This is a genomic window from Bartonella harrusi, from assembly GCF_024297065.1.
Lineage (GTDB): Bacteria > Pseudomonadota > Alphaproteobacteria > Rhizobiales > Rhizobiaceae > Bartonella > Bartonella harrusi.
In genome coordinates, this window is the sequence record NZ_CP101114.1 from 2,075,299 (window position 1) to 2,092,128 (window position 16,830).

Here is a 16,830-nt window from a genome sequence, read left to right on the forward strand (position 1 = left end):
ACTATACCTTAACAGAAAATTTCCTTTTAAAAATGGAAAAAATTGAAAAGGACTGTAAAAACTTACCACCAGAAAAGCCAACAACATCTCATAAGAGTTATGAGAATAATCTTAAAGGTTTTATTGCTCTTATTTCTGATCAACCAAAACTTATGGCTCTTTTAAGAAAAAATAATATCACAGCAAGAGATTTCGCTCTTGGTAATTTGGCAATTCAAGCAACAGTAACAGAACTTTTAAACGAATCTTCCCCTGAAGACCTTAAAAGGGGAAATTTTTTTCTTCTCCTGAAAAAAAAATCTGTATTTTTAAGCAATCTGCAATTTGGTAAAAAAATTTATATAGAATGCTTGTTATTTTAAAAGGGAGTTGTAAATAGCTTATCTCTTTTAAAAAAATGAATTTAACTTTGCAAACGTCGACAAATATCATCCAATTGCTCTAAAGAAGAATAATGTATTTTTAGATCACCACCTTTTTTACCGTGCCGGATAATGACTTTCATTCCAATAACATCTGCAAGTAATTTTTCTAAAGATTTTGTTTCTGTATCTTTTTCCACGACAGTTCTTTTTTTAACTTTAGGATTTGCCTGTTCATAGGCAAGTATTTCCGTTTGACGTACAGAGAGCCCTTCACAAATAATTTTTTCAGCCAAATCTTGCGGATTATCGACAGTGATAAGACAACGTGCATGACCTGCTGAAAGTTGCCCATCCGTCAAAAATTGTTGCACTTTTTGTGGAAGTTTTAATAAACGAAGCGTATTCGCAACATGGCTCCGGCTTTTTCCAATAACTTGTGCCAAATCAGCTTGCGTATATCCATGTTCATTGAGTAAAATTTCATACCCCATTGCCTCTTCAATAGGATTAAGGTCGGCACGTTGAACATTTTCAATAATTGCCAATTCCAAAGCTGTCTTATCATCTACATCGCGAACAATGACTGGTAATTTACTTAAATTGGCTCGTTGTGCCGCCCGCCACCGTCTTTCGCCAGCAATCAACTCAAACCGGTGAGGATTGTCACGAGAGGGTCTTACAATAACAGGTTGAACAACACCGTGTTGGCGAATTGATTGCGCTAAATTATCGAGTTCCGAATCGGTAAAATGACGTCGTGGATTATGTGGATTGCACGAAATAGATTCAAGTGGAACAAATCGTTCAGAAACAGAGGATACTGTAGTGGACTCTGTAAATTTGTCAGTATTTGATGAACGTGTAAAATCATTGTTTAAACTGATATCCCCAATTAATGCCGCTAATCCACGGCCCAGTCTTTTTTTTGATTGATCATCATTCATAGTTTTTCTCTTTGCGTTTTCTTATAAAAATTATTTATATTTTTAAGCAGCGGCATGTGCTTGTTTTTCGCGTTGAATGACTTCCGAAGCGAGACGCAAGTAAGCCTGACTGCCAGCGCATGTTAAATCGTAAAGCAACACTGGTTTACCAAAAGAAGGCGCTTCTGATACTCGCACATTTCGTGGAATGACGGTGCGATAAACTTTATCTCCCATAAAAGAGCGCACATCTTGAACAACTTGATTCGAAAGATTATTACGTCCATCATACATTGTTAGGACAATACCCTGAATTTCTAGAGACGGATTAAGAATAGATCGCACCTGTTTTACTGTTTCAAGTAATTGGCTTAATCCTTCAAGTGCTAAAAATTCGCACTGCATAGGCACTAAAACAGAATCAGCAGCTCCCATAGCATTAAGTGTGAGAAGATTAAGAGACGGAGGACAATCAATGAGAATATAACTGTATTTTTTTTCCATCTTTGGATCATCACAGAGAGCTTTACGTAATCGTTGTATACGATCTTGTGAGGAAGCAATTTCCATTTCTACACCCAAAAGATCAAGTGTAGAGGGAACAATATGAAGATTTGGAACAGCTGTTTCCAAAGCTGCTTGTGTGACTGAGATTCCTGAAATAAGCACATCATAAGAAGATAAAGGACGGCTATTACGATCAATTCCTAATCCTGTACTTGCATTCCCTTGCGGATCAATATCCATAATGAGAACATTTTCGCCAATCGCTGCCAAAGCTGTTGCAAGGTTAATTGCAGTGGTTGTTTTTCCGACTCCACCCTTTTGGTTTGCAATAGCGATGATCCGTGTTTCGCTCATTTTGCTTTACCCTCTATATGATCGAACATGAGAAATTTCTAAAATAACAGAATTTTCATCAATTTTACTTTTATGTTTTAGCAGATCAAACTGCCAATTGGCAGAGGCATTTTTTATTTCTGTAGCGTAATCCCGACCTTTTTGCAAAAGAGCTATTGTTTTTTTTGTTAATAGCGGAAAAATAAGCTGTAAGAGAATATCAAGAGAGGCTAATCCTCGCGCTGTTATAATCTCTGGCATATTTATTTTTTTATATATATCTTCAATTCTACAGTGATAAACTTTTGCTGGAAGATTAAGTTGAGCAATAACTGTTCGCAAAAAAGCGACTTTTTTTCCATTGCTCTCAACAAGATCAATATGCCCTATTTTTTTTTCTTTCAAAAAAATAGCAATAACGATTGCGGGAAATCCACCACCTGATCCAAGATCACACCAATGCAAAAAATCACTGTATAGGGGGTAAATTTGCGCACAATCCAAGATATGGCGTGTCCATAGAACTGGTATTGTCGCATGAGATACGAGATTAATATGCGAATTCCACTGCGTTATTAATTTTTCAAATTGTATTAAATTTTCCATCGTTTCACGTGAAACAGAAGGAACAATATTTAAGAGCGCTTGATATTTTTGTTCTGTAGAGACATCCATTAAGCTGATTTAGCCTTTTCTCGTCGTTGGCGTTGAATATAGGTAATAATAAGGGATAATGCTGCTGGCGTCATTCCATCAATTTTTTGAGCATCTGCAATTGAACGCGGTGAGAGTTGTTGAATTTTTGTCTTCAATTCATTTGACAGACCTGAAATTGATTGAATATCAAGAGAAGAGGGTATTTCTAGACGTTCATCACGCTGAAGAGAAGCTATATCTTGCGCTTGTCTCTCTAAATAAACTGCATATTGTGCTTCAATTTCTAAGGCTTCAACAGTTTTAGAGTCAATTGCTTGTAATTGTGGCCAAAATTGTGAAAGACGCTCTATGGTTATATGAGGATAAGCAAGGAAATCATAAGCCGAACGCCGAACGCCATCTTGATTAACTTGTAATCCATAAGCAGAAGCTTCGTTAGGAGTTAGAAAAAGCGCCTGACATATTGATCGTGCTTGTTCAAGACGCTGTTGCTTTTGTTTATAACAATCCCAACGGACTTTACTCACAATACCCCATTGTTGTGCTAAAGGTGTTAATCTAACATCAGCATTATCAGATCGCAAAGACAAACGAAACTCAGCACGTGATGTGAACATTCGATAAGGTTCACAAACGCCACGTGAAACTAAATCATCTACCATAACACCAATATAAGCTGTAGAACGACTTATAAATATTTCCTCTAATTTACCAACCTTACGTGCGGCATTTAATCCAGCTAAAAGACCTTGTGCTGCTGCTTCTTCATATCCTGTTGTACCATTAATTTGACCAGCTAAAAATAATCCTGGTAAAGAGCGCAACTCTAATGTTTTATTTAATTGTTGTGGATTAACAAAATCATATTCAATAGCATAACCGGGTTGTATAATCTCAGCATTTTCCAAACCTTCAATAGTCCTCAAAAAAGAAATTTGTACCTCTTCAGGAAGAGAGGTAGAAAGACCATTTGGATAAACAGTATCATCATCCAATCCTTCAGGTTCCAAGAAGATTTGATGTCCATCACGTTCTCCAAATTTAACAATTTTATCTTCAACAGAAGGACAATAACGTGGTCCTACCCCTTCAATATTCCCAGAATATAAAGCAGATCGATGAATATTTTCACAAATAATTTTATGTGTTTGCGTATTTGTACGTGTTATTGCACATTCAATTTGTGGTTGTTCAATTTTTTCTGTTAAAAGAGAAAAGGGAACTGGATCTTCATCAGCTTGCTGTTTTTGAAGAGACTCCCAATCAATTGTTTTTTTATTAAGACGTGCAGGTGTTCCTGTTTTTAATCTTCCAAGATTTATATTATAACTTTTTAAACGTTCAGCAAGTTGTACACTTGACTTATCCCCCATACGACCAGCAGCCCATGTTTTATCCCCAATATGAATAAAACCATTTAAAAACGTACCTGTTGTTAAAACAACAGCACCAGAAAGAAATATTCCTTGATTTTTTAAAACAACACCTGAAACACTATCATCTTTAATAATCAGATCAACAACTTCATCTTCAACGAGAACGAGATTATCTTGTTCTTGCAAAAATTTCTGTATTGCTTTTTTATAGAGTTTTCTATCGGCCTGTGTACGAGGTCCTCTTACTGCTGGTCCTTTACGTCGATTAAGAAGTCTAAATTGAATTCCAGCAGCATCTGCTACTTTCCCCATGAGACCATCCAATGCATCAATTTCACGAACAAGATGCCCTTTTCCAAGCCCACCAATAGCAGGATTACATGACATTGTTCCTATTGCTGATATTTTATGAGTAATAAGAGCTGTCCGTGCACCAACACGCGCTGAAGCTGAAGCCGCTTCACAGCCTGCATGACCACCTCCAACAACAATAACATCATAAAATTGCATCAGAATTCATTCCATAAATAACCATTTCAAAGTTTCACGTGAAACAAGGTATAAAATACATAATCTTTAAAATGTGTCTATTAAAATAATCAATGTTTCACGTGAATCATTATTTACCAACACAAAATTCTGAAAAAATAATATCAAGCAAATCTTCAACATCTATATCGCCAGTAATTTTTCCAAGAAAATCACTCGCACGACGAAGATGTTCAGCACGTAAACTTAAATCAAGAAAAGTATAATTCACAGAAGCCTCAATTTCTTTAACAGCCTCTTTTAATAATTGAAGTTGTCTTTTACGTGCAGGAACAAGATTTCCAATTTCAGAAGCACGACGTGAACAAAATGATTCCAATTCCTTAATAAAACCGTCAAAATTTAAACCAGTTAATGCAGAAAATCTTATAGAAAAAAGCTTTTCATCTTCTTCATAAAGGTCAAGCTTATTACCAACACACCATATTTCAGCTGATGTTTCTGGTAAATTAACTTCTTTTGAATTACCTATATCATAAACTAAAACAACCAAATCAGCATCCCTAATATGCCGCTTAGCAACTTCTATTCCTAATTTTTCTATTTTATTTTCTGTTTCTCTTAAACCCGCAGTATCAGTTAAAAAAACAGGTAAACCACCAAGAATAAGTCTCATTTCTAAAGCATCACGTGTCGTTCCTGCTTCTTCTGTCACTATAGAAACAGATCTCCCAGCTAAACGATTCATAATACTTGATTTTCCAGAATTTGGAGCACCAGCAATAACAATTTTTAACCCATCACGCAAAACACTTGCACGCTCCCCATCATCAATATGCTCTCGAAGAGAAGCACAAAGATGTTCCATATCTTTCCAAATTCTATCAGATATAGCATTAGGAATATCAGCCTCATCAACAAAATCAAGTTCTGCTTCAATAAAAGCACGTGCTTTCATAAGTTTATGACGCCAATCACGATAAAGCGCTGTTAAACACCCACTTGTCCCCATAATAGCTAAACGTCGCTGACTTTCCGTTTCTGCCTCTATTAAATCAGCAAGCCCCTCTGCTTGAACAAGATCTAATTTTCCCTCCATAAAGGCACGACGTGAAAACTCACCCGCTTCAGCAAGACGACATCCAGAAAATGTAGATAATTCATCAAGAAAACGACTAACAACAGCCTTTCCTCCATGTAAATGAAACTCTGCACAATCCTCTCCCGTAAAACTATGAGGAGCAGGAAAAAAAACAGTCAAAGCAGAATCTAAAAAACTCCCATCACGAGCAATAAGATTTCCGTAATGCATAAACCGCGCTTTAGGTAAATAACCACAAAGCGTCTTAACAATATTCACAACATGAGGACCAGAAAGCCGGATGACTGCAACCCCTGAAGGCAACAATCCACTCGAAACAGCAAAGATTGTATCCACAGGTTATATCCTAAAAAAACTTAATATTTCTATGTATTCATTGAGTCAAAAAATTCACTATTGTTTTTTGTTTGTTTTAATTTATCGATTAAGAATTCAATCGCATCAGTTACATTCATGGGTGTTAAAATACGACGAAGTACGAAAATCTTATGTAAATCTTGTCGTGCAACTAAAAGCTCTTCCTTACGTGTTCCAGATTTTAAAATATCCATAGCTGGGAAAATACGCTTATCAGCAACTTTACGATCAAGAACAATTTCTGAATTACCTGTTCCTTTAAATTCTTCAAAAATAACCTCATCCATACGACTACCAGTGTCAATCAAAGCTGTAGCAATAATGGTTAAAGATCCACCTTCTTCAATATTACGTGCAGCACCAAAAAAACGTTTAGGACGCTGTAGCGCATTTGCATCCACACCACCTGTCAAAACTTTACCTGATGAAGGAACAACCGTATTATAGGCACGTCCAAGGCGTGTGATAGAATCGAGAAGAATAACAACATCACGTCCATATTCAACAAGACGTTTTGCTTTTTCAATAACCATCTCAGCCACTTGAACATGACGTATTGCTGGTTCGTCAAAAGTAGAAGAAACAACTTCCCCTTTTACAGAACGCTGCATATCAGTAACTTCTTCTGGTCGTTCATCAATTAAAAGAACAATAAGATAACATTCAGGATGATTAGTTGTGATAGAATGAGCAATATTTTGAAGTAAAACCGTTTTTCCTGTTCGAGGAGGAGCAACAATTAATCCTCTCTGTCCCTTTCCTAATGGAGATATTAAATCAATTACCCGTGATGACATATCCTTTTCTGTAGGATTTTGTATCTCCATCTGAAAACGTTCGTTTGAATAAAGAGGTGTAAGATTATCAAAATGAATTTTATAACGAATTTTTTCAGGATCTTCAAAATTGATTGTATTAATTTTAAGAAGGGCAAAATAACGTTCACCTTCTTTTGGGCTCCGTATAGGACCTTCAATCGTATCACCTGTTTTTAAAGAAAAAGACTGAATTTGCGCAGGAGAAAGGTAAATATCATCAGGTCCTGGAAGATAATTGGCATCAGCAGATCGCAAAAAACCAAATCCATCTTGTAGAACTTCAACAACTCCCTCTCCAATAATTTCTACATCTTGTGAAGCAAGTTTTTTCAAAATAGCGAACATTAATTCTTGTTTGCGCATCAAGGAAGCATTTTCAACTTCCAATGTTTCAGCAAAAGAAACAAGTTCAACGGGATTTTTACTTTTAAGTTCTTGTAGTTTCATTTCTTGCATGAAATACGCTCTTTAAATGATGGGAGAATTGTCCTTAGAATAAAAATGAAAAATTATTATAAGAAAAGAAAGTTTTACACTCAATTTTTGTGATCTGCAAGTATCATTTACATGAATTATTGTAGTAGTATATTAACTAAATTTATATCATTAAAAATTAAAATATTACTTAATAAAAACCACATTTAAAATTAATTCTCATAAGAAATATAGAATAATTCTATATCATTAAAAATTATTTTTCCATATTTTTTATAAAAAATTATAGATTATTAAAGAGGATTTTTATTATTTATATATGTGTTTAACGGGAATTATTATTTATAATTTTTTATCCTCATTTTTATACACAAATATAAAAGAAAAAAAACAGTCATAACATAATCTTAAAGGATTTATCCCCGTTGTTTTCACATAAGAGGAAATTAAATTATCACAACTACTCAGTTTGTGCATAAAAAGAGAAGTTTTTCGTTAAATTTTAGTTTTATAAAAATGAGCGATTATATATACACATCTATTAACAAGGAGTTAATTTTTTTGTGACAAAAGAAAAAAAATTCTTTCATTTACACATGCTTTCTGATGCAACAGGGGAAACATTAATCTCTGTTGGAAGGGCGGTTGCATCACAATACACGATGTGTCATGCTGCAGAGCATATCTATCCTATGATTCGTAATGAAGCACAGTTACAAAGGGCTCTTGATGAGATACAACAAGAGCCAGGTATTGTTCTTTACACAATTATTGATAAAAAAATTAAATTGTTTCTTAGAAGAAGATGTGAACAAATAAAAATTCCCTGTATTGACATATTACATCCTGTTCTCGATGCTTTTCAGTCTTATCTTGGAATGCCAACAAATTTACGCGCGAGTGCACAGCATGATCTCAATGCAGATTACTTTCGTCGTATTGATGCATTGGATTTTACAATAGAGCATGATGATGGACAATCTTCTAGTGATTTATCAGGTGCAGATGTGATACTTGTAGGAATTTCAAGAACCTCTAAAACACCGACCAGTATTTATTTAGCAAATCGTGGAATTAAAACAGCGAACATTCCTCTTATTCCAGGGATTGATTTACCAGAAGCCATTTTAGAAGCAAAAAATGCTTTAGTTATTGGTTTAATTGCTTCAGCTGAAAGAATCTCACATATTCGTAAAAATCGAGATTTGGGAGAGTGTTCTACTATTGAAAGTTACACGGATAGAATTAGCATAGCTGAAGAATTAACCTATGCAAAACGCATTTGTGAACGTTTTGGTTGGCCAATTATTGATGTTACGAGACGCTCTATTGAAGAAACAGCTGCTGCTATATTTGAACTTTTGTCACGATTCCGTGAAGGAAAATGAGAAAAAATGATAGTAGATACGTTAATATTAGCATCTCTTAGTTCTTATCGTGCACAATTATTGAAAAAAGCAGGTTTAAATTTTTTCATTGAAGGAGCTTCCTTTGATGAAAGAGAAATAGAAAAAACAACAAAAACAAAAGATCCTAAAAAATTGAGTTGTTTTCTTGCAAGCGCAAAAGCAAAAAATGTTTCTAATCGCTTTCCTAATGCTTTAGTCATTGGTTGTGACCAAGTGCTTGATTTAGAAGGACAAGTTTTTCATAAAGTTACAAATAAAAAGCAAGCGCATCAACGTTTACGTGATTTATCAGGAAAAATACATTCTCTTCATAGTGCAGTGGCTTTATTTAAAAATGGTGAAGAAATTTGGAGTGAAGCTTTTAGTGCACATATGACAGTTCGTTCTCTTTCATCAGATTTTATTGAATGTTATTTAGCACGTGTTGGGACAGATATTTTAAACAGTGTGGGAGTCTATCAAATTGAAGGGGAAGGAATCCAACTTTTTGAAAAAATTGATGGAGATTTTTTTACTATTCTTGGTTTACCATTATTGCCTTTATTAATAAAATTACGACATTTAGGGACTATTGATGATTGATATGACAACACAGTGTAAAAAAACAATTTTTCCACGTGCTTTTGTTGTTGGTACACCTATTCACCATTCAAAATCACCAAAAATACACAATTTTTGGCTTAAACAATATAATTTACGAGGTGAATATTTGGCTCAAGAAGTAGCTCCTGGAGAATTTAGGGATTTTTTTACATCTATAAAGAGAAGAGGTTTTTGTGGGGGAAATGTTACTTTACCCTATAAAAAAGAAGCTTTTCATTTAGCAGATTATAAAGACAATGTAGCGATAAGAATTGGTGCTGTTAACACACTGTGGTATGAAGGGAATAAACTTTGTGCAACCAATAGTGATGCTTATGGTTTTAGTGCCAATCTTGATGATTTTTCCCCTGGGTGGGGTGGTGAAACAGCACTTGTTTTTGGTGCGGGTGGTGCTGCCTGCGCTATCTTATATGCTTTAATAAAAAGTGGATTTGAAAGGATTTTATTGCTTAATCGTACAAAACAACGTGCTGATAATTTAGCAGAGCATTTCGGGAAACCGGTTGAGGTTCACGATTGGTGTTATGCTGATGAAATACTTTACCAAGCTGATTTAATTGTTAATACGACTTCGGTAGGTATGACAAACTCTCATGAAAAAAAAAGTGATTCTTTTTCTTGTGATTTTCATAAAGCAAAGACAACAGCATTAGTAACGGATATTGTTTACACACCATTGATAACGCCTTTTTTACAAAAAGCAAGAGATCATGGTTTAAAGATAGTAGATGGACTTGGTATGCTTTTACATCAAGCTGTTCCTGGTTTTGAACAGTGGTTTGGAATAAGGCCACAGGTAACAAAGGAACTACGAACAGCAATTTTAAAGGATATGGGTGAAGAGATAAGATGAAAATTATAGGGTTGACCGGATCAATCGCTATGGGAAAATCAACAGTTGCTCATTTTTTTAGACAAGCTGGTGTTTCCGTTTTTAGTGCTGATGATGCTGTACATCAACTTTATGAGAGTGAGCCAACCTTATCGCTCATGGCGAGTGCATTTCCTAGTGTTATTGAAAATGGTAAAGTTAATAGCTCAAAGCTTTCTGAGATTTTGATTAACGATCATAAAAAATTACAAACATTAGAAAAAATAATTCATCCTTTGGTACAAAAAAAAGAAAAAGAATTTACTGATACGGCACGCCAACGGGGGGAAAGATTAGTTGTTCTTGATATTCCACTTCTTTTTGAAACAAATGGTGAAAAACGTGTAGACAGTGTGGTGGTTGTTTCAGCACCACCAGCAATACAAAAACAGCGTGCTATGATTCGCCAAAATATGAACGAAAAAAAATTTGCTTTTATTAATGCGAGACAAATGCCTGATGAAAAAAAACGAGAACGTGCTCATTTTGTTATTGATACAGGAAAAGAGTTAGAGAATACACGTCAACAAGTTTTAAACGTGATAAAAAAATTACTAAAGAATTGAAGTCATGCGTGAGATTATTTTTGATACAGAAACAACGGGTTTAGATAAAGAGAAAGATCGCATAATTGAAATCGGTTGTGTAGAGATGGTTGATCGTTATCTTACAGGACGCCAATTTCACGTTTATTTGAATCCACAAGGTGTTATTATTCCTGATGAAGTTGTAGCAATTCATGGTTTGACCAATGAGCGCTTGAAGAATGAAAAAAGTTTTAGTGATATTGCCGATGAATTTTTAGAATTTATCAATGGTGCAATGATGATTGCACATAATGCGAGTTTTGATATTGGTTTTCTTAATGCAGAATTAGGCCGAGTAAATAAACCCCTCATCAGTGTTGATAATATTCTCGATACATTGGCTATGGCACGGCGTAAATTTCCTATGGGTCCAAATTCTCTGGATGTTTTGTGCAAACGTTTTGGAATTGATAATAGCCATCGTATTCTTCACGGTGCTTTGCTTGATGCGGAGATTCTCGCCGATGTTTATATTGAACTCATTGGTGGAAAACAGGGTGTATTAGGTTTTAATAACAAAGGGGGTGTTGAAGAAAATACCCAGAATGACAAAGATATTCTCTACGCGGTGAAATCTCGTCCACAGGCTTTACCTTCAAGATTAAGTGCACAGGAAAGAAGGATGCATGCTGCGTTTATTAATAAAATGGGGGAAAAGGTTTTGTGGAATGACTTCAAAATTCCTGAATAATTTTCCTTTTTTTTCTCTGAGAAAACTCTTTAAAAAACTAGGAAGAACAAAATCCCTAAAAATAAGGTCGTTGTGGGGAGGGGAACACCACAACGACCACGTCGTCACATCGTACCTCAGCTATCATAGGAGGAGCAAAATGAAAGCTATTATATCCTGTAACAGCAAAGAAAAGCTCTAGGTACTTAACTAATGCAACGAACTCATACTTTATGAAAAGAAAAAATGGCTTTTTAGAGGCAAATCGATAATTTTTTAAATGCAAAGTAAAAAAATGTATAAAAGTGCATTATTTTTTGATTGAAATGGAGAAAATAAACTTGTCATGAAAGCAACAGATCATCTTTTTTTAGTTGATGGATCGGGTTATATTTTCCGTGCTTACTATGCTTTACCGCCTTTAAGGCGTAAAAAGGATGGGCTTCCTGTAGGAGCTGTCGCTGGTTTTTGTAATATGCTGTGGAAATTGCTCTGTGATGCACGAAATACAGCTACAGGTGTTGTCCCAACGCATTTTGCTGTTATTTTTGACTATTCATCTGATACATTTCGTAAACAAATTTATCCACAATATAAAGCGAATCGAGAGACTCCCCCTGAAGATCTTATTCCTCAATTTTCTTTAATACGCCAAGCAACAAAGGCTTTTAATTTACCTTGTATTGAAAAGGAAGGATTTGAAGCAGATGATTTAATTGCTACCTATGCACAACAAGCAACGAAGGTTGGAGCAAAAACAACAATTATTTCTTCTGACAAAGATCTTATGCAATTGGTAAATGGGCACGTATCCCTGTATGATGGAATGAAAGATAAGCATATTGGTGTTTCTGAGGTTATAGAAAAATGGGGTGTTACACCTGAAAAAATGGTTGATTTGCAAGCTTTGATAGGAGATACAACAGATAATATCCCTGGTATTCCTGGCATTGGTCCTAAAATTGCAGCTCAATTATTAGATCAATTTGGTACCCTTGATTTTTTGTTGCAGCGTGTATCAGAAGTTAAGCAAACAAAACGACGTGAAAATATTCAAACCTATAGTGAACAGGTACAGATTTCTCGTGAATTGGTCCGGCTTAAAACAGATGTGCCTATCAACGATAATTTAGATGATTTTATTTTAGAACCACAAGATGGTCCACGTTTAATCGCTTTTCTTAAAGCTATGGAATTTACAACATTAACACGTCGTGTAGCAGAGGCAACAGCATGTGATACAGCAGCCATTGATGCACTCGATATAAATGTTGAGTGGGATAATTCTACACAAGGCTTGGACAAAGATGTTAAAAAAGCTGAAAGGGAATCTCTTAATTTTTCTGAAAATTCTCCACAATTTTTAGCACAGGCACGAAAAGATCAAGCCCTGACTCAAAAAATTACAAGGGATGTTTATACGACCATTCTTGATGAAGAAGTTTTAAAAGAATGGTTGTCAGAAGCACAAGAGCAGGGTTTTTTCGCTTTTGATACTGAAACAACGTCACTTGATCCTATGCAAGCAAAGCTTGTTGGTTTTTCATTGGCATTACAACCGCAAAAAGCAGCCTATATTCCTCTTGAACACATTGAAGGGGGAGATGATCTTTTGAGTAGAGGGCGTATCGGTGAACAGATTGAAACACAAAAGGCTTTAGCACTTTTAAAACCGATATTAGAGAATCAAGCAGTGTTAAAAATTGGTCAGAATATAAAGTATGATTTTTTGGTGATGAAACAACATGGCATTGTGATACGCTCGTTTGATGACACCATGCTTTTGTCATATGCTTTAGATGCAGGAACTTTAACGCATAATATGGATGATTTATCGCAGCGTTGGCTTGGGCATCAACCGATTGCTTACAAAGATTTAACGTATAACGGAAAAAAAATTACTTCTTTTGCGCAAGTAGATTTAAAACAAGCTACCCTTTATGCTGCTGAGGATGCTGATGTAACACTTCGTTTATGGCAAGTTTTAAAACCACAGCTTGTAGCTCAAAGAATGACAAAAATTTATGAACGGTTTGATCGACCACTGATAGAAGTTCTTGCTAGAATGGAAGAACGTGGGATTTTGGTTGATAGACAAATTTTATTGCGTCTTTCAGGAGAATTGGCCCAAGCTGCTTTTGTTCTGGAAGAAGAAATTTATCAGCTAGCTGGTGAAAAGTTTAATCTTGCCTCACCAAAACAATTAGGTGATATTCTCTTTGGTAAGATGGGTTTGCCTGGAGGTACTAAGACCAAAGGTGGCCAATGGTCGACCTCCGCTCAGTCCTTGGAAGAATTGGCTGCTGATGGTCATCTTTTGCCCCGTAAGATTATTGATTGGCGTCAACTTGCAAAACTGAAATCTACCTACACAGATGCTTTGCCTTCTTACATTTTGACCAAAACAGGACGTATTCATACGAATTATTCTTTAGCAATAACATCAACGGGACGTTTATCATCATCGGAACCTAATTTGCAAAATATTCCAGTACGAACAACAGAGGGACGTAAAATACGAGCAGCTTTTATTGCTCCGAAAGGACATATGTTACTATCGGCTGATTATAGCCAGATTGAATTGCGTATTCTTGCCCATATTGCCAACATTACGGCATTAAAAGAAGCTTTTGCACAAGGTCAGGATATTCACGCTATTACAGCATCGCAGATGTTTGGTGTTGAGATGAAAGATATGCATTCAGATATACGCAGACGTGCAAAAGCGATTAACTTCGGCATTATTTATGGTATTTCAGCTTTTGGTTTAGCCAATCAATTAGGTCTTTCGCGACAAGAAGCAAGCCGTTATATTCAACTTTATTTTGAACGGTTTCCAGGTATTAAAGACTATATGGAGGCAACTAAAGAATTTGCACGCCAAAATGGTTATGTAGAAACAATTTTTGGACGCCGTATCCATTATCCAGAAATAAAAACAGCAAACTCACAGGTGCGTGCTTTTAATGAACGGGCTGCTATTAATGCACCGATTCAAGGATCAGCGGCAGATATTATTCGCCGTGCTATGATTCAAATGGAAAATGCTTTGGAAAAAGAAAAATTATCAGCAAAAATGTTGCTACAGGTGCATGATGAATTGATTTTTGAAATACCGGAAAATGAGAGTGAAAAAACCATGGCTGTTGTTAAAAAAGTTATGGAAAATGCTACAATGCCGGTCCTTTCTCTGTCTGTACCACTTGAAGTAAAAGTAATGGTTGCACAAAATTGGGATGAAGCGCATTAATTTTTTCCACTTATTTTGTTTTTAAGAAGTGTCATTGCATTGGCGAGATCAAGATAAGCTTTGATAGGCAAATGATCTGAGGCAATGCGTGCAAGTGGTGAAGAATGGTTTTCAATATTTGTTACCAATTGATGAGGAAAAGAAAAAATTCTATCAAGAGCGAGAAAAGGAAAGCGAGAGGGAAAGCTTGGTACAGTTCCAAGTGTGCTATCAAAATAAGGAGAGAAATGATTTAAAGACGAGCCTTTACCTATTCGCCATTCATTAAAATCTCCAATGATAAGTGTGGGCATAAGAGGACGTTTTTGTAAAAGTGCAAGAAGTGTCTTTGTTTGTTGGTTACGAGAATGGCGTAATAAGCCGAAATGAGCAGCAATAATACGAATAAAGCATGCATCATCCATTTCCAATTCTACAATGACAGCGCCACGTGGCTCAATACCAGGAAGAGTAATTTGTAAGATATCACGGACACGTCCTTTTCGCACAAAAAGAGCGTTACCATGCCAGCCATGACCGTAAGGTGACATGGCATTTAAAGGCACTCGAATCAGTCCTGTTTTGGTTTTTAACAGCTGAAGATCAATCAAGCCTACACGTTCACCAAAACGTTTATCAGCTTCTTGAAGGGCGAGGATATCAATTTGCAATTCGGCAATAACATTTACAATACGAGTAGGGTTAAAAATCTTATCAACGCCTATGCATTTATGAACATTATAAGAAGCAACAGTAAGATCATAATGGTTGTTCTTGTTGTTTCTATCAGACCGATAATAAGAACGGTGGTGGAGTGCTTTTAAAAGAGAGCTATGAAGCTTTTTTTGGATAAATGCAGTGAACCAAGGAAGTTTCTGCTTATAAGGCATCTTTATCATTTTGTGAGCAAGGTTACCTAAGAGGTAAAGAGTAAATGCTGGTATTTAAAACAAAAAACCTTGTTTCTTAAGAGAAACAAGGTTCTTTAATTAAGTTATGATATGACAATCAGTCACGGTTTGAGCCAAGAAACTGTAGTAAGAAAACAAACATATTTATAAAATCAAGATAAAGACTGAGAGCACCCATAATCACTTTACGACCTCTGGTGTCAACACCATCTTCTTCATAATACATTAATTTAATATTCTGCGTATCGTAAGCTGTTAAACCAGCAAAAATCAACACACCAATCACAGAGATAGCAAATTGCAAAGCACTTGATCCAAGAAAGATATTCACAATCATAGCGAGCATTAAACCAATCAACCCCATGAAGAAGAATGAGCCTATCCCTGTAAGATCACGCTTTGTTGTATAACCATAAAGTGAAAGAGCACCAAAGGCCGCAGCGGTAATAACAAAAGTTTGCACAACACTTTCCGTCGTATAACGCAAAGTAATGGAAGATAATGAAAGTCCAACAAGGGCAGCATAGCCAAAAAAGAGACTACGCGCTGCGCTTGTACTTAGTGTATTAATTTTAAAACTGAGAAATAATACCGCGACAAGTGGTGCAAACATAACAATGTAGGAAAGAGGTGATGTATAAAATGTTACTCCAAAGGGAGTTAAATAAATACTACTATTGATTTGAGCGGCTGCTTGGCTCATATCTGTTGTTGTTGCTAATGATGCAATTGCATAAGCAGCAGCAGCTGTAATAAGCAATCCAATAGTCATTGTATTATAAACGCCCAGCATATAGCTGCGCAATCCTTGATCAATTGATGCATCGGCATGGGAAACAGAAGCCGAACGTAAATTTTTAAAATCAGCCATGATATAAAGTCCTTTAGCATATGTTTCATCAGATGTCGGGGTTAAAAACTTATACTGTTACAACAAGAGTCTTGCATAAGATCTCACTTTACCCATACAAACAACCCCAGGCGCCGCTGATGAAATTCCAGCATACCTCCCCTTATTATGGGGATTTATTTTAAAATTACAAGAGATTTTCATTAAAAAGAAACCTTACAAATTGGTAAGGAACAGGCGTATTTTGGGTAAAATATTATGTCTTTTTTGTGATATTTTGCGCAAGGAAAAGTATTAAATATGCGTCTTAAAATTTCTCATCTCAATGATGTAATGTA

Annotated in this window: 15 protein-coding genes; 7 read left to right on the forward strand and 8 right to left on the reverse strand. The window is 35.7% G+C overall.

The window, feature by feature from the left end; all coding sequences use genetic code 11:
• The first annotated feature begins 32 nt into the window (after positions 1 to 32).
• Positions 33 to 362 (forward strand): hypothetical protein, encoded by a 330-nt coding sequence (locus NMK50_RS09790; protein WP_254770300.1) that lies wholly within the window; start codon positions 33 to 35, stop codon positions 360 to 362.
• Between the two features lie 41 nt (positions 363 to 403).
• Here the strand turns inward: NMK50_RS09790 and NMK50_RS09795 are convergent, their stop codons facing one another.
• From NMK50_RS09795 to rho, 6 genes are all read right to left on the reverse strand, one after another.
• On the reverse strand, positions 404 to 1,309 hold the full coding sequence (locus tag NMK50_RS09795) for a ParB/RepB/Spo0J family partition protein (RefSeq protein WP_254770301.1): 906 nt from the start codon (positions 1,307 to 1,309) through the stop codon (positions 404 to 406).
• Positions 1,310 to 1,351: 42 nt separating this feature from the next.
• Positions 1,352 to 2,149 (reverse strand): ParA family protein, encoded by a 798-nt coding sequence (locus NMK50_RS09800; RefSeq protein ID WP_254770302.1) that lies wholly within the window; start codon positions 2,147 to 2,149, stop codon positions 1,352 to 1,354.
• A gap of 6 nt (positions 2,150 to 2,155) precedes the next feature.
• The gene (gene rsmG / locus NMK50_RS09805) at positions 2,156 to 2,803 is read right to left on the reverse strand and encodes a 16S rRNA (guanine(527)-N(7))-methyltransferase RsmG (protein WP_254770303.1); all 648 of its coding nucleotides are present in this window, start codon (positions 2,801 to 2,803) and stop codon (positions 2,156 to 2,158) included.
• Positions 2,803 to 4,671, reverse strand: a complete 1,869-nt coding sequence (mnmG, locus tag NMK50_RS09810; protein WP_254770304.1) for a tRNA uridine-5-carboxymethylaminomethyl(34) synthesis enzyme MnmG — start codon at positions 4,669 to 4,671, stop codon at positions 2,803 to 2,805. Before mnmG ends, rsmG begins: the two co-directional genes overlap by 1 nt.
• A 109-nt stretch (positions 4,672 to 4,780) precedes the next feature.
• Positions 4,781 to 6,088, reverse strand: coding sequence for a tRNA uridine-5-carboxymethylaminomethyl(34) synthesis GTPase MnmE (gene mnmE, locus NMK50_RS09815; RefSeq protein ID WP_254770305.1), 1,308 nt, complete (start codon positions 6,086 to 6,088; stop codon positions 4,781 to 4,783).
• Positions 6,089 to 6,117: 29 nt separating this feature from the next.
• Positions 6,118 to 7,383, reverse strand: coding sequence for a transcription termination factor Rho (gene rho, locus NMK50_RS09820; RefSeq protein ID WP_254770306.1), 1,266 nt, complete (start codon positions 7,381 to 7,383; stop codon positions 6,118 to 6,120).
• Positions 7,384 to 7,925: 542 nt separating this feature from the next.
• Here rho and NMK50_RS09825 point away from each other — a divergent pair.
• The 6 genes from NMK50_RS09825 (at position 7,926) to polA (ending at position 14,752) form a co-directional block, all read left to right on the forward strand.
• Positions 7,926 to 8,750 (forward strand): pyruvate, water dikinase regulatory protein, encoded by an 825-nt coding sequence (locus NMK50_RS09825; RefSeq protein ID WP_254770307.1) that lies wholly within the window; start codon positions 7,926 to 7,928, stop codon positions 8,748 to 8,750.
• Positions 8,751 to 8,756: 6 nt separating this feature from the next.
• Positions 8,757 to 9,353 (forward strand): Maf family nucleotide pyrophosphatase, encoded by a 597-nt coding sequence (locus NMK50_RS09830; RefSeq protein WP_254770308.1) that lies wholly within the window; start codon positions 8,757 to 8,759, stop codon positions 9,351 to 9,353.
• Positions 9,346 to 10,227 (forward strand): shikimate dehydrogenase, encoded by an 882-nt coding sequence (locus NMK50_RS09835; protein WP_254770309.1) that lies wholly within the window; start codon positions 9,346 to 9,348, stop codon positions 10,225 to 10,227. The genes NMK50_RS09830 and NMK50_RS09835 overlap by 8 nt, the downstream gene beginning before the upstream one ends.
• Positions 10,224 to 10,811 (forward strand): dephospho-CoA kinase, encoded by a 588-nt coding sequence (gene coaE, locus NMK50_RS09840; protein WP_254770310.1) that lies wholly within the window; start codon positions 10,224 to 10,226, stop codon positions 10,809 to 10,811. Before NMK50_RS09835 ends, coaE begins: the two co-directional genes overlap by 4 nt.
• Before the next feature lie 4 nt (positions 10,812 to 10,815).
• Complete coding sequence (dnaQ, locus tag NMK50_RS09845) at positions 10,816 to 11,523, forward strand: DNA polymerase III subunit epsilon (RefSeq protein WP_254770311.1); 708 nt, start codon at positions 10,816 to 10,818, stop codon at positions 11,521 to 11,523.
• A gap of 325 nt (positions 11,524 to 11,848) precedes the next feature.
• On the forward strand, positions 11,849 to 14,752 hold the full coding sequence (gene polA, locus NMK50_RS09850) for a DNA polymerase I (protein ID WP_254770312.1): 2,904 nt from the start codon (positions 11,849 to 11,851) through the stop codon (positions 14,750 to 14,752).
• On the opposite strand, the gene NMK50_RS09855 is transcribed toward polA, so the two are convergent.
• Positions 14,749 to 15,630: an endonuclease/exonuclease/phosphatase family protein gene (locus NMK50_RS09855; protein WP_254770313.1), complete on the reverse strand. Its 882-nt coding sequence runs from the start codon at positions 15,628 to 15,630 to the stop codon at positions 14,749 to 14,751. The two genes, polA and NMK50_RS09855, sit on opposite strands and share 4 nt — an antisense overlap.
• A gap of 109 nt (positions 15,631 to 15,739) precedes the next feature.
• Positions 15,740 to 16,513 (reverse strand): Bax inhibitor-1/YccA family protein, encoded by a 774-nt coding sequence (locus NMK50_RS09860; RefSeq protein WP_254770314.1) that lies wholly within the window; start codon positions 16,511 to 16,513, stop codon positions 15,740 to 15,742.
• Positions 16,514 to 16,830 lie beyond the last annotated feature (317 nt).

Excerpts from the sequence above, each read along its gene's own strand:
- NMK50_RS09790 (WP_254770300.1), top strand. The coding sequence starts at position 33 with ATGGAAAAAATTGAAAAGGACTGTAAAAACTTACCACCAGAAAAGCCA.
- NMK50_RS09795 (WP_254770301.1), bottom strand. The coding sequence starts at position 1,309 with ATGAATGATGATCAATCAAAAAAAAGACTGGGCCGTGGATTAGCGGCA.
- NMK50_RS09800 (WP_254770302.1), bottom strand. The coding sequence starts at position 2,149 with ATGAGCGAAACACGGATCATCGCTATTGCAAACCAAAAGGGTGGAGTC.
- rsmG (WP_254770303.1), bottom strand. The coding sequence starts at position 2,803 with ATGGATGTCTCTACAGAACAAAAATATCAAGCGCTCTTAAATATTGTT.
- mnmG (WP_254770304.1), bottom strand. The coding sequence starts at position 4,671 with ATGCAATTTTATGATGTTATTGTTGTTGGAGGTGGTCATGCAGGCTGT.
- rho (WP_254770306.1), bottom strand. The coding sequence starts at position 7,383 with ATGCAAGAAATGAAACTACAAGAACTTAAAAGTAAAAATCCCGTTGAA.
- NMK50_RS09830 (WP_254770308.1), top strand. The coding sequence starts at position 8,757 with ATGATAGTAGATACGTTAATATTAGCATCTCTTAGTTCTTATCGTGCA.
- NMK50_RS09835 (WP_254770309.1), top strand. The coding sequence starts at position 9,346 with ATGATTGATATGACAACACAGTGTAAAAAAACAATTTTTCCACGTGCT.
- coaE (WP_254770310.1), top strand. The coding sequence starts at position 10,224 with ATGAAAATTATAGGGTTGACCGGATCAATCGCTATGGGAAAATCAACA.
- dnaQ (WP_254770311.1), top strand. The coding sequence starts at position 10,816 with ATGCGTGAGATTATTTTTGATACAGAAACAACGGGTTTAGATAAAGAG.
- polA (WP_254770312.1), top strand. The coding sequence starts at position 11,849 with ATGAAAGCAACAGATCATCTTTTTTTAGTTGATGGATCGGGTTATATT.
- NMK50_RS09855 (WP_254770313.1), bottom strand. The coding sequence starts at position 15,630 with ATGATAAAGATGCCTTATAAGCAGAAACTTCCTTGGTTCACTGCATTT.
- NMK50_RS09860 (WP_254770314.1), bottom strand. The coding sequence starts at position 16,513 with ATGGCTGATTTTAAAAATTTACGTTCGGCTTCTGTTTCCCATGCCGAT.